Origin of the sequence: Streptomyces sp. NBC_01439, assembly GCF_036227605.1 — a bacterium.
Taxonomy (GTDB): domain Bacteria; phylum Actinomycetota; class Actinomycetes; order Streptomycetales; family Streptomycetaceae; genus Streptomyces.
Genome location: NZ_CP109487.1, coordinates 5,026,672 through 5,038,881, shown reverse-complemented (window position 1 = coordinate 5,038,881; position 12,210 = coordinate 5,026,672). Strand labels below are relative to the sequence as shown.

Genomic DNA, 12,210 nt, shown 5'->3' with positions numbered 1-12,210 from the left:
GACGCGATGAGTAGCGACTCAACGCAATGTGAATCCAACTCGCGTACGACCGCCAGACGGCAAGGAGTGAACGATGGCCCGCCCTCAGATGCTCAAGCTCGCTGAGGTACTCGCAGAGATCGACATGAGCCGTGCCGCCTTCTACCGCATGCGCTCCCGTGGCAACGCGCCCCGACTCCACAAGCTCCCGAACGGTCAACTCCGCGTCCGGCGGTCCGACCTGGACGCCTGGTTGAGCGGGTGCGAGGTATCGGCCGCGTAGACCCGACCCGTACATCACAGGGCCCCAGCCGACGGCTGGGGCCCTCCCCTTTGAGCGGAGTCACCTTGTACAGCTATGACGTGCGGATCTGGGGTATCCGCTCCAGGCAGAGCAAGAGCGCCCCCTACCAGCTTCGATGGGTTGTCGGGGGCAAAGAGCACCAGGCTCCGTTCCTGACCAAGACGCTGGCCGACGGTCGACGCGCTCAGCTCATGGGCGCCGTCCGCGACGGCGAACAGTTCGACATCGCATCTGGGCTCCCCGTCTCGGAGCTTCGTCAGCTCAAATCGCCCACCTGGTTCGAGCACGCCCGCGCCTACACCTGCATGAAGTGGCCGGACGCTGCCGCCAAACACCGCGTCGGCATCGCTGAGGCGATGACGAACGTGACCATGGCACTGGTGACCGGCGGCAAGGCTGCTCCCGACCCGCAGGCTCTCCGGCTGGCCCTGCGGTCGTGGGCCTTCCAGATGACGGTAGACAGCAACGGGAACGTGGTAGCCCGAATGGAGGCTGACCAGCCGCCGGCGGACGCTGCTCAGGCGCTGGACTGGATCGCAAAGAACTCCCTCCGCGTGACCGATGTGGCGGAGTCGGAGAACCTTCGCCGTGCCCTGTCCGCTGTTTCTCGGCTCCTCAACGGCAAGCGCGCAGCCGACAACACCGTCCGGCGTAAGCGTGCTGTCCTCAGCAACGCCCTGCGGTACGCGGTCGAGTGCGATGCCCTACCCGCCAACCCGCTCCCCAAGGTCGACTGGGACCCTCCGCAGACCGATGACGAAGTCGACTTCCAGTACGTTCCCGGTCCCGAGCTGGCGAGTCGGCTCCTGGATGCCGTGCGTGCTCAGGGCACCCGGGGCGAGCACCTCCATGCCTTCTTCGGCTGCATCTACTACGCCGCTATGCGTCCGTCCGAAGTGGCAGCACTCACCAAGGCCGACTGCAAGCTTCCCCAGAAGGGATGGGGAGAGCTCGTCCTTCGCCGGAGTCGGCCGGAAGTCGGAGCAGGGTGGACGGATGGCGGGACGCCCTACGACGAACGAGGTCTCAAGCGGAGGGCTCGGAAGGCCAGCCGGTCTGTACCCATCCCGCCCGTGCTCGTACGGCTGCTCCGGAGCCACCTGGATCGCGATGGCGCTGCCGCCGATGGGCGGCTCTTTCGCGCGGTTGAGGGCGGCCGGGTCGGCTCGAACGAGTACACCCGGGTGTGGAGCGAGGCTCGCCGGAAGGCCCTGCCTGCTCAGGATGTCGGGACGCCTCTCGCAGAGGTCCCCTACTCCCTGAGGCATGCCGGCGTATCGCTGTGGATCAAGGCCGGAGTAGACCCCGTCGAGGTCGCTCGTCGCGCCGGACACAGCGTGGCGGTGCTCTGGAAGTTCTACGCCAAGATCCTTCGCGGCCAGCAGCAGGTGTCGAACCAGCTCATTGACCAGGCCCTGGCGGACGATGGAACAACTGGGGAGGCCTGATGGCCTGGCCACAAGTTGGCCACACACGCTGGTCACCATGGCGACAGGGGCGATCCAGGGTGAGACAGAGTGAACGACGAAGGGGTGCCCCTCCATGAGGGGCACCCCTTCTGATCAGCGTGTTCTCTGACCTGTGGCGGTGGGTGTGGGATTTGAACCCACGGTGACTCGCGCCACGACGGTTTTCAAGACCGTTCCCTTAGGCCGCTCGGGCAACCCACCTGGCCGGTACAGAGTACCGGCCAGGTGGGGGTGGCGGGAGCGGCTCAAGGGGTCAGGACGTCTGCGCCTTGTCGTAGGCCGCCTTCGCCTCGTTGCCGAAGTACGGGCCGTACATCCGGTTCGGGAGGAAGTTGTATCCGAAGCTGTTCACCGAGACCTGGGTGCCCAGGCCCGTGGCCTCGTTGAAGTCCTGGAACCAAGGGCCGCCACTGGATCCGCCGGTCATGTTGCAGCCCAGGCCGTGGTCCTTCGTCAGCAGGAAGTCCTTGCCACTGTTGCCGCTGCAGTAGACCAGCTTGGTGCCGTCGTACGGTGCCGCCGCGGGGAAGCCGAAGGCGTACATCTTCTTGTTGTAGCCGCCGTTGAAGGCGATGCCCTGGGCTCCGACGGCCTGGCTGAGGGTCTGCCCGTTCAGCGGGGCGACGACGGCGAGGCCGACGTCCATGTTCATGTCCTCGCTCGCGGCCCACTGGTCGGTGGCGAAGGTCTTGGTGGCCGACCACTGGCCGTAGGGGGCGGAGCCGTTGTTGTAGGCGGGGACGAAGACCCAGTTCGTGTGCCAGGCCCCCTGGTACTTGACGCAGTGACCGGCCGTGATGACCGTGCTGCCGTTGGCGCTGGTGACCGAGTCGCCGGAGCAGGATGCGGTGCGGTCGCCCATCGTGAAGAAGACGCGCCCCGAGGTCTTCACCACGGCGCCGGCGCCCGTCCAGGCGCCGCCCGCCTGCGGGAAGGCCGTGGGGGACGCCGCCGCCGTCGGGGCGACGGTCGTGGGGGTCGCCGACGTGGCGACCGGGGTGCGGGCCGCGCCAGGGACCGCCGTCACGTCGAGCGGGGCGGCGGCGCGCATCCGCTCGACGGTCCAGAAGCCTTGGGTGTGTTCTTGCCGGAAGGACGCGGGGGCCTCTGCGGCGACCGAGGGACCGGCCGCCGTCAGGGCGCCCGCGACCAGGGCGCCGGCCGCGAGCAAGACGGACAAGGCCGTGCGATGACGATTCACGCATGACTCCTTCTGCCGTGCCCGGGCCGGGTGGCGAAGCCGGGCAGGGTGGGGGTGAAGAGCGGTCGGTGCGGATCGGCTGTGCGCGGTTCGCGGTGCGTCGTGCGTCGTGCGTCGTGCGTCGTGCGTCGTACGTCGTGCGTCGTGCGTCGTGCGGATTACCGGGCAGGGTGGCACGGGTGCGTCGCAATGTCAGCGGGCAGTCTGAACGTTCGGTCGGTTCCGGCCAGGAAATGGCCAACTCTCCGCCGTTGCACCGCCGTACGACGCCTGGCGGTGCCCTACGGCGTCATACGGTCAGCATCACGCCCGCGTACGAAACCCCCGCCACGACCACCCACGCCCCGAGCCCCAGTGCCGCGGCCCGCCCGCCGGTCCGGGCCAGCGTCGGCAGGTGCACCGCGCTCCCCAGGCCGAACAGCGCCGCCGCCAGCAGGGCCTCCTGGGCGGTGTGCGCCCACTCCAGCGCTACGTCGGGCAGTACCCCGGTGGCGCGCAGTGCAGCCGCGGCCAGGAACCCGAGGACGAACAGCGGCACCGGCGCCGGCCTGCGGCCCGAGGCGGTGCGCACCCCGCGGCGCCGGGCCCGTACCGAGAAGGCCACGGCCGCCACGAGCGGGGCGAGCAGCGCCACGCGCATCAGCTTGACCAGCACCGCCTCGCCCAGGGCGGCAGGGCCCGCGGTCTGCGCGGTGGCCACGACCTGGCCCACGTCGTGGACCCCGGCGCCGACCCACCGCCCGAAGGCGGGGTCGGAGAGCCCCAACGACCCCTGGAGGAGCGGGAGTATGCCTATGGCGAGCGTCCCGCAGAGGGTGACCAGTGCCACCGAGGCGGCCACGTCCTCCTCGTCGCTGCCGGACACCTCACTCACCGCGCCGATCGCCGAGGCACCGCAGATCGAGTACCCGGTGGCGATCAACAGTGGCTGATCGCCCGGAAGTCCCAGCCGGCGGCCCAGCCAGAGGGTGCCGAAGAAAGTGGCCGCGACCACGCCGACCACCATGGCGACGGTGGCCCAGCCCAGCCGGAGCACCTGGTCCAGCCCCAGGCCGAGGCCCAGCAGGACGATGCCCATCCGCATGAGCCGACGGCCGGCCAGGGAGAGTCCCGGGCGCGCGGCCCCGCGTACGAACGTCCGCAGGCCCGGCAGGTGCGCCACCGCGATGCCCAGCACCACTGATGCGGTCAGCATCGGCACGGCGGGCACGAGGCGGTGAACGCACCAGGCCGTCAGCGCGCCGCCCGCGGCCATCGCCAACCCGGGCCACGGAGTGGGTGTTTCACGTGAAACATCCCGGGTCGCCGTGCTGTGTGGGCGGTGGAGGAGGGCCATCAGTCGACGGGGAGCGTGTAGACGCGACGGATGCTGGTGCCCAGCCGGGAGACATCGGCCCCGTAGACGTGCACCGATATCGCCTTGCTCGTACAGGAGTTGCGCACCTTGTGGATGTCTCCGGGCGGGGCGAACCCACAGACGTCGCCCTGGGCATTGACCACGTCCTCGGTGGCGACCAGCCGGGCGGGACCTGCACCGGGCGCGAGCCGGAAACGGCGTTCGCTCTCCTCGCCCTGGTGCACCCCGGCCACACACCAGGACACGTGGTCGTGGATGCAGGTCTCCTGCCCGGGCAGCCACACCAGTGCCACTACGGAGAAGCTGCCGTCGGCCTCAGCATGCAGGACGTGCTGCCGGTACCGCTCCGGGTCGCCTTCCTGCTGCGCCGGAGTCAGCAGGTCGGGCGCACCCAGGTGCGGGGCGAGTCGTTCGCCCACCAGGTACGCGGTGAGGTCGGGAGCCAGCCCCCGCTCCACGACGGTGCGGATCTCACTGACGAGGGCGGCCATCCTCGTGGTGGTGCGGGCCGGCATGGTGGTGGTCATATCGGCAGCGTGCTGCCGAGCTTCCATCACGTCCAACGACAGTTATGACCTGAAATCCCAAGCGCAGCTTATGGGTTGGTCAGCAGCCGACCCGGTTCGCCGCCACCTGTTTCAGCGCGTTGAGCACCACGGCCGTCGCAGGGATCCGCAGGTGGTCGCGGTAGACGTACGCGGCGATGTGCCGGCGCGCGGCCGGCTGGAGGGGCCGGCCGCAGACCCGGCTCAGTGAGAGGGAGGGCAATACCAGCGCGGGCATCATCGCCACGCCCAGTCCTTGTGCGACCAGGCTCTGTACGACCAGGTTGTCATCGGTGGCGAAGCGGATGTCGGGCACGAAGCCCAGCTCCGCGCACTCGTGCAGCAGGTTCGCCCGGCAGCGCGGACAGCCCGCGATCCACCGCTCCTCGGCAAGGTCGGCCAGGTACACGGCGCGGCGGCGGGCCAGCGGATGCCCCGTGGGGAGCAGTACCGTCAGCTGATCCTCCATCAACCTGACCTCGGCGACCTCCTCCGGGATCTCTTCGTGCAGGCCGGGATAGGTGAAGGCCAGGGTGATGTCGCACTCCCCGCGCTCCAACCGGCGCAGCGACTCGGGGGGCTCGCCTTCCAGCAGTTCCACCTGTATGCCCGGATGGTCCTTGGCCAGGCCGCTCAGGGCCTCGGGGACGAGGGTGACATTGGCGCTGGGGAAGCCGCACAGCCTGACCCGGCCGGTGCGCAGCCGAGCGTACGCCCTCAGCTGGGCCTCGGCCGCGGAGAGGTTCCCGAGGATGGTCTCGGCGTGCCGGGACAGGGATTCCCCGGCCTCGGTGAGCTGCATCTTGCGGCCCACGCGGGTGAACAGCGGGGTGCCGACGGCGCGTTCGAGCGCCTTCATCTGCTGGGTGATGGCGGGCTGGGTGTACCCGAGCACGCGGGCGGCAGCGGAGTACGACCCGGAGGCGACCACCGCGTGAAAGGTCCGTATGTGCCGAGAATCGAACACGAGCGAAGCATAAGCGGACGTTGCAGGGGCCGTAGGCGGAATTCCGCCTACGGCCCCCTCTTCATCGGTCGCCGCCGCGACCAGTGGTGCTCGGGTGCTGCTACTTGTCGCCGACCCGCGAGCCGAGCACGATGTCGACCGTGGTCGGCTTGCCACCGCGCAGGTAGGTCAGCTTCACGGTGTCGCCGGGCTTGTACGTCCAGATCATGCTGATCAGGGTCGGGCCGCTGTCGACCGGCTTGCCGCCGAACTCGGTGATGACGTCGCCGGGCTTGAGGCCCGCCTTGCCGGCCGGGCCGTTCGGGTCGACCAGCTCGTTGGAGGCCGCGCCCTGCTCGGAGATCTTGGCGCCCTCGGACTTGGCCTGGAGGTCGACCGAGACCGAGATCACCGGGTAGACCGGCTTGCCCGTCTTGATCAGTGATTCGGCGACGTTCTTCGCCTGGTTGATCGGGATGGCGAAGCCGAGGCCGATCGAACCGGCCTGGCCGCCGCCGAAGCCGCCGTTGCCCGCCGACTGGATCGCGGAGTTGATGCCGATGACCGCGCCGCGCCCGTCGAGCAGCGGACCGCCCGAGTTGCCCGGGTTGATCGAGGCGTCCGTTTGAAGGGCGCTCATGTACGAGTTCTTGCTGCCGCTGCCGTCTCCGGAGGCGACCGGGCGGTTCTTGGCGCTCACGATGCCGGTGGTGACCGTGTTCGACAGGCCGAAGGGGGCGCCGATCGCGATGGTCGAGTCGCCGACCGCGACCTTGTCGGAGTCGCCGAGGGGCAGCGGCTTGAGGCCGGCCGGCGGGTTCTTCAGCTTGAGGACGGCGACGTCGTAACCCTGGGCACGGCCCACGACCTCGGCGTCGTACCGCTTGCCGTCGGAGAACGTGGCAGAGAGCTTGCCGCCGTTGGCGGCGGAGGCCACGACGTGGTTGTTGGTGAGGATGTGGCCCTGCTGGTCGTAGACGAACCCGGTGCCGGTGCCGCCTTCGCCGTCGCCGGCCGAGGCCTCGATGGTGACCACGCTGGGCAGGGCACCTGCGGCCAGGCCGGCGATGGAGCCGGCCTCGCGCTTGATGTCCTTGGGGGTGTTCCCGGCGCTGATCGTGGTGGAGCCGGTGCCGTTGTCGCTGCGCTCGGCAGCCCAGTAACCGACGCCGCCGCCGATGCCGCCCGCGAGGAGGGCCGCCACGAGCACGGCCGCGACCAGGCCGCCCCTGCCCTTCGGCTTGGGCGCGGGGGCGCCGTCGGCAGTCAGGGGAGCACCCCAGGCACCTCCGCCGTGGCCGCCGCCCGCACCGTACGCCGGCACCGTGGGCGGCGGGGGCGGCCATCCCTCGGCTCCGTGCGCGGCCGGGGCAGGAGCCTGGCCGTAGGCCGGGGGCGCCTGTGCGGGGGCCTGGCCGTAAGCCGGGGGCGCCTGTGCGGGCGGAATCTGCTGGGTGGGCTCGGTGCCGGGCGCCGGGGTCGGCGGAATCTGCTGGGTCACCGGCTCGCCGGCGGCGGGCGCGGGGGCCGCATCCTGCGTCTCGGAGGCCGGAGCAGGGGGTACGGACGGGGCCGCGGGGGGTGTCGGGGCCGCGGTGCCCTCGTTCTCGGTGCTCACAGCGCTCTCTCCTCGTCACACACGGCTTCGGAAAATTCTCTGGCGATATCGGTCCGATTGAACGTTCGACGTGCCGCACAAGTTCCTGGGCAAAGCCTTTCCCATGACCCGTCAGAGCACTGTAAGCCGGACCTGTGCATCTCTCATCGTTCTTTATATCCGACATTTCGGATGCACTCTCGAGGTCGAGCTCGACGCCCGGGCACCTGTCGGTGGCACCATGACCCGGTGACCCACGCAATGCCGCGCACCATCCAGGTCGTCGCCCACCGCGGCGCCTCGGAGGATGCCCCCGAGCACACCCTGGCCGCCTACCGCAAGGCCATCGAGGACGGGGCCGACGGCCTCGAATGCGATGTCCGGCTGACCGCGGACGGCCATCTGGTCCTGGTCCACGACCGCCGGGTGAACCGCACCTCGAACGGTCGCGGCGCCGTCTCCGCCCTGGAGCTGGCCGATCTCGCCGCCCTCGACTTCGGCTCTTGGAAGGACCGCGAGGAGTCCCCCGACTGGGACGCGGACCCCGAGCGCACCTCCGTCCTCACCCTGGAGCGCCTGCTGGAGCTGGTTTCCGACGCCGGACGACCGGTACAGCTCGCGATCGAGACGAAGCATCCGACCCGCTGGGCCGGACAGGTGGAGGAGCGCCTCCTCACCCTCCTCAAGCGCTTCGGTCTGGACGCCCCGCCCGTCGAGGGTCCACACCCCGTGCGGGTCATGAGCTTCTCCGCACGCTCCCTGCACCGGATCCAGGCGTCCGCGCCGACGATCCCGACCGTGTACCTGATGCAGTTCATCTCGCCGCGGATGCGGGACGGGCGACTGCCGGCCGGCGTGACGATCGCCGGTCCCGGGATGCGGATCGTGCGCAATCACCCCGCCTTCATCCACAAGCTCCAGGGCGCGGGCCACTCCGTGCACGTATGGACAGTGAACGAACCCGAAGACGTTCAGCTCTGCGCTGATCTGGGCGTGGAAGCAATCATCACGAACAGACCCCGCCAAGTTCTGTCCCAACTCGGGCGCTGAAGTCCCCTTTTGCACACCCGCCACCCCCAACTCGTCCGTCACAGGGTGTGCTCCGGCGCATCCGCTCCGCATTCGGTCGACATGAATGCATCAGAGGTGCACGCTTCGGGCTCCTTCGACGGTTTCCGGTCCAGGCCATTGGGGCATCCAGACCATGCGTGGGGCTAAGGAGGTTCCGGGGGTGGCGTTGGTGGTGGCACAAGAAGTGCCCACGTCGTCGTGCATGGACGTACGCCATGGTCCTGCGGGCGTGGGCGAGGCGCGACACCGGATGCGCGAGCAACTGCGCATCAGCGGGGTGCCCGAATCGATCGTGGACGATGCCGTACTGATCCTTTCCGAACTGCTCAGCAACGCCTGTCGACACGGCAGGCCGCTCGGCTCTCGGGAAGTCGGAGACGGGGAGATACGCGCCGCATGGCGCGTGGACAGAGCGGGACGACTGACGGTCGAGGTCACGGACGGAGGGGGGCCCACCCGCCCGGTTCCTGCCACGCCCTCGGTCACCGCGCGGGGCGGCCGGGGACTGAACATCATCAGCGCCTTGGCCCAGGACTGGGGTGTCCGGGACGGAGCGGCGGGTGAGGTCACCGTGTGGGTGATCGTTGCCTGTGGGCCCCGGCACGAGGATTTCGCTACGCGCGTTGCGCCCCCGGCGATCGACTTCAGCACGGCGTTCGACGACCTCGATCCCTGAACCCGGGATCCCGACCGCACCACGGACACGTAGGCACGACCAACACGACCAACACGAGAGCAAGGCAGCACGACAGCAACACAGCAGCACCGGCCATCGCACAGGCGGCCGTCCGGGAGCGCACGCCGACCGTGCTCCCGGCCGCACCCAACCGGTTCCGGCGGTACGAACGGCTAGGCTCGCGCCCAGACACGACGCCGTACCGCCGCAACCGGGAGACACGCACGATGGCCAAGAAGCGCCCCGCAGCCAAGACCGCAAAGCCGCAGCTCAACAACGGTGAGATCCCCGTCGTGGGCGCCCGCGAGCCCTGCCCCTGCGGATCCGGCCGCCGCTACAAGGCCTGCCACGGCGCAGCCGCCGCGCACGCCGTCACCGAGCACGTGCGACGCCCCTTCGAGGGACTGCCGGGTGAGTGCGACTGGGTCGCCCTGCGCGAACTGGTGCCCGCCGCCACCGTCCCGCTGTCCCTCAAGGGCGGCCTGCCCGAGGGCGTCCCCTCCGTCACGCTGGTGACCGTACTGCCCATGGCCTGGCCGGCGCTGCGCCGCGAGGACGGGTCCGTCCTCCTCGGCCTGCAGAACGACTCGTCCTCCGGAGACCTCGGCCGCGACATGGCCGACACCCTGGAGCGTGCCCTCGTAGCGGAGCCCGGTACGCCGGTTGCCGCCCGCCGGGTTCCCGCCGAGGGTCCCCGACTTCAGGATCTCCTGGACGCCGACGGCGGTTTCGAGCCGGTTGTGCACACCGGGTTCGAATTCTGGATTCCGGAATCCGAGAGCGCCCAGAACGCCTCCCCGGAGATCGCCGCCTCACTGGAGCGCGCCAACGCGGCTGCCATTCCCACCGTCAAGCTGACCGGCGTGGACGCCGCCTACTGGTGCGAGACGCCGGACAAGAACCACCTGCGCTGGGTCATGCCGCACCCCGAGGAGAAGCTGCTCGACGCCCTCGCGCGGCTGCACGCGGCCGGTACCACCTCGCTCGGCGAGGGCACGAAGCTCGTCGGATCCTTCCGCGCCCACGGTCTCATGGTTCCCGTCTGGGACCTGCCCACCGGGGTCACGGCCGACGACGTCGAGAAGCCCGCGGCGGAGTTCGCGGAGCGGCTGGCCGGGGCTCTGGCCACGGACGCCCCGCTGACCACGGAGGAGCGCCGGGCGCGTGGCGGACTCACCAACCGCCAGGTGACGCTCAGCTGACCGAGCGCCCGCGCGAAGCCGGTGACCGGAGTCACAACTCCCGCTAATCGTCTGCAAATCGGTGTCTGAATATCGGAGATCGAATTTGCGAACAGGCGATCTCTTGTTACCGTTCTTGTAGCCCGGTCGCTGGTGCATCCCCCGTCGCCAGCGACCGGGCCCTTGATTTTCAGGGGTGCGGTCAACCGTCACCCGGCACCGGTGAGTTGCTCCCGGACCTCAAGAGCAGTTCCCCTTCATCATCCGGAACTGCAAACTCCGCTACAGCCGAGTAACTCTCCGGATCGCCCGCCGAGACTTCCTTCGGCGTCTCGCACAAGCCCGGTTCGTCGCCCGCGCCCACCGCACACCGGATCTGTACCGTGCGCCCGGCCGGACCCATCACCGTCAGCGCGGCGTCCAGCGCGCGACCACTCGTGTTCCGGTAGTAACTCCGGCCCCATGTCTGGCCTTCACCGATCAACACACAGGTTTGTGCCTCCACCCCGTGCGGTGACAACAGTTCGGGGCCGCAGTGGGAATCCGTACGGGGCCGTTCGGCCGGGCCGGGTTGCTGCGGGCCAACCGTCGGCGCCGAGCGCGCGGGCGCCGAGGGAGATGTGCGGGAGGAGGCCGAAAGCCCGAGTGTCGAGAACAGGCCGCCACCTTTTCCGTCCTCCTGACCGGCGAAATCCGGCTCGGCGATCGCCCCGGCGAGCGGGAGCGACAAGATGATCAACACACCGGCGCCGATACCGATCAGGCGGAGATTCATTTGCCGAAGATAGCGAGGAGGGAATGGGGCGCGGAGATCCCCGCGCCCAATTCCCTTGGAAACTCGCCCCACCGACACCCGTACGAGTGATCCTCACAGGCCCGGCACGTCAGTACGCCAGCCTGCTACCGCCGCCCGGCGCACCGCTGCTGGCCTCGACCAGCGCGTCCAAGACCGCCTCGATCTCGGGCAGCCAGAGGTTTCCCGCCCGCGCCCGCGCCTGCGGCAACTGCGCGTGCGCCGACCGCGCCCACGGCCGCTGCACCGCCGCCTGCGCCCGCGGCTCCCGTTCCCAACGCACCTGGCCACCGCTGGACGCGGCGGACGGCGGCAGCAACAGGTAGCCGCCCTCACCGTGGAAGCGCAGGGAGGAGGGCACGTGGTCCTTCGCGTACAGGAGTTCACCGAGCCGCTCCAGCGAGTACGGCGCCACCAGCAGTGCCCAGCGGGTGGGCGTGGCCACGACCGGACCGAGCCGCATGCCTTGCGCGTCCAGTCGTACGAGGGCGCGCGCCGCCGCGCCCGCCGGCAGGCTCACCGCGCACGGGGCGGTCCCGCCGGTGGCCATCAAGACGGGGGCGGCGGGCCGGTTGGTCCACCACCATTCCACCATCCGGGAGTCGGTGGTGGCGGCGAGCAGTCCGGGATCGAAGGGATGCGCGCCTGGGACGGCGCAGTCGGGGTCGGGGCAGGCGCATCGCTTGCCGTCCGTCCCGGACCGACCGACGCCGGGCAGGACGGGCCACTGCCAGGTGGTGGCGCAGACGAGCGCCGCATCGAGGAGAGCGGACGTGCTGCCGCTCTGTCCGGGGTCGGGGCGCAGGGATTGAAAGCGATCGCGGAGCCGCTGGAGACGCCTTCCGAGGATCTCGCGCATGTGCGCTCGTTCCTTTCCGTTGAACGCCGAGGGCCACATCACACCATGTAACCGATTTCTCACCACACGTACAGGTTTCGCGTCACTGTCCGCCAGAAGCAGGTTCACACGGTTCGTGCAGTCTTCTTTCAGGTCCATCAAACGTCCCGCGGGGGTGGAGCGCGACCCGCGCCGGCCACCGAGATCGGCGGCCGCCGCTAAGGACGACGGCCCGCGCCGGGTGGTTCCGTGC

11 protein-coding genes, 1 tRNA gene and 1 pseudogene are annotated in these 12,210 nt (G+C 69.8%); 5 read left to right on the top strand and 8 right to left on the bottom strand.

Going from position 1 to position 12,210, the window contains the following annotated elements:
• Positions 1-73 precede the first annotated feature (73 nt).
• Together OG207_RS22550 and OG207_RS22545 are read left to right on the top strand one after the other, a co-directional pair.
• On the top strand, positions 74-262 hold the full coding sequence (locus OG207_RS22550; RefSeq protein WP_254381996.1) for a helix-turn-helix transcriptional regulator: 189 nt from the start codon (positions 74-76) through the stop codon (positions 260-262).
• Positions 263-327: 65 nt separating this feature from the next.
• Positions 328-1,731, top strand: a complete 1,404-nt coding sequence (locus tag OG207_RS22545; RefSeq protein WP_329100274.1) for a tyrosine-type recombinase/integrase — start codon at positions 328-330, stop codon at positions 1,729-1,731.
• A gap of 134 nt (positions 1,732-1,865) precedes the next feature.
• Here OG207_RS22545 and OG207_RS22540 read toward each other — a convergent pair.
• From OG207_RS22540 to OG207_RS22515, 6 genes are all read right to left on the bottom strand, one after another.
• Positions 1,866-1,953, bottom strand: a tRNA-Ser gene (locus tag OG207_RS22540).
• Positions 1,954-2,005: 52 nt separating this feature from the next.
• Positions 2,006-2,953, bottom strand: a complete 948-nt coding sequence (locus OG207_RS22535; RefSeq protein ID WP_329100273.1) for a trypsin-like serine peptidase — start codon at positions 2,951-2,953, stop codon at positions 2,006-2,008.
• 289 nt (positions 2,954-3,242) lie between these two features.
• On the bottom strand, positions 3,243-4,289 hold the full coding sequence (locus tag OG207_RS22530) for a YeiH family protein (RefSeq protein WP_329100272.1): 1,047 nt from the start codon (positions 4,287-4,289) through the stop codon (positions 3,243-3,245).
• On the bottom strand, positions 4,289-4,837 hold the full coding sequence (locus OG207_RS22525) for a cysteine dioxygenase family protein (RefSeq protein WP_329100271.1): 549 nt from the start codon (positions 4,835-4,837) through the stop codon (positions 4,289-4,291). The genes OG207_RS22530 and OG207_RS22525 overlap by 1 nt, the downstream gene beginning before the upstream one ends.
• A gap of 79 nt (positions 4,838-4,916) precedes the next feature.
• Positions 4,917-5,822 carry a LysR family transcriptional regulator gene (locus OG207_RS22520; protein ID WP_329100270.1) on the bottom strand — a complete coding sequence of 302 codons (906 nt, stop codon included), beginning with the start codon at positions 5,820-5,822 and terminating at the stop codon, positions 4,917-4,919.
• A gap of 100 nt (positions 5,823-5,922) precedes the next feature.
• Positions 5,923-7,419, bottom strand: a complete 1,497-nt coding sequence (locus OG207_RS22515; RefSeq protein WP_329100269.1) for a S1C family serine protease — start codon at positions 7,417-7,419, stop codon at positions 5,923-5,925.
• Between the two features lie 240 nt (positions 7,420-7,659).
• On the opposite strand from OG207_RS22515, the gene OG207_RS22510 reads away from it, so the two are divergent.
• The 3 genes and pseudogenes from OG207_RS22510 to OG207_RS22500 all read left to right on the top strand — a co-directional run bounded on the left by OG207_RS22510 (position 7,660) and on the right by OG207_RS22500 (position 10,347).
• Complete coding sequence (locus tag OG207_RS22510) at positions 7,660-8,448, top strand: glycerophosphodiester phosphodiesterase (protein ID WP_329107788.1); 789 nt, start codon at positions 7,660-7,662, stop codon at positions 8,446-8,448.
• A gap of 59 nt (positions 8,449-8,507) precedes the next feature.
• A pseudogene (locus tag OG207_RS22505) lies at positions 8,508-9,145 on the top strand (ATP-binding protein).
• A gap of 227 nt (positions 9,146-9,372) precedes the next feature.
• Positions 9,373-10,347, top strand: a complete 975-nt coding sequence (locus tag OG207_RS22500) for a DUF5926 family protein (protein WP_329100268.1) — start codon at positions 9,373-9,375, stop codon at positions 10,345-10,347.
• Between the two features lie 181 nt (positions 10,348-10,528).
• Here OG207_RS22500 and OG207_RS22495 read toward each other — a convergent pair whose 3' ends face one another.
• Complete coding sequence (locus OG207_RS22495; protein ID WP_329100267.1) at positions 10,529-11,101, bottom strand: hypothetical protein; 573 nt, start codon at positions 11,099-11,101, stop codon at positions 10,529-10,531.
• A gap of 109 nt (positions 11,102-11,210) precedes the next feature.
• The gene (locus OG207_RS22490) at positions 11,211-11,978 is read right to left on the bottom strand and encodes a bifunctional DNA primase/polymerase (protein ID WP_329100266.1); all 768 of its coding nucleotides are present in this window, start codon (positions 11,976-11,978) and stop codon (positions 11,211-11,213) included.
• Between the last annotated feature and the right edge of the window lie 232 nt (positions 11,979-12,210).

What these genes read in the sequence shown, in the direction of transcription:
- OG207_RS22550 (WP_254381996.1), top strand. Translation starts at nt 74, where the DNA reads ATGGCCCGCCCTCAGATGCTCAAGCTCGCTGAGGTACTCGCAGAGATC.
- OG207_RS22530 (WP_329100272.1), bottom strand. Translation starts at nt 4,289, where the DNA reads ATGGCCCTCCTCCACCGCCCACACAGCACGGCGACCCGGGATGTTTCA.
- OG207_RS22525 (WP_329100271.1), bottom strand. Translation starts at nt 4,837, where the DNA reads ATGACCACCACCATGCCGGCCCGCACCACCACGAGGATGGCCGCCCTC.
- OG207_RS22510 (WP_329107788.1), top strand. Translation starts at nt 7,660, where the DNA reads ATGCCGCGCACCATCCAGGTCGTCGCCCACCGCGGCGCCTCGGAGGAT.
- OG207_RS22500 (WP_329100268.1), top strand. Translation starts at nt 9,373, where the DNA reads ATGGCCAAGAAGCGCCCCGCAGCCAAGACCGCAAAGCCGCAGCTCAAC.
- OG207_RS22495 (WP_329100267.1), bottom strand. Translation starts at nt 11,101, where the DNA reads ATGAATCTCCGCCTGATCGGTATCGGCGCCGGTGTGTTGATCATCTTG.
- OG207_RS22490 (WP_329100266.1), bottom strand. Translation starts at nt 11,978, where the DNA reads ATGCGCGAGATCCTCGGAAGGCGTCTCCAGCGGCTCCGCGATCGCTTT.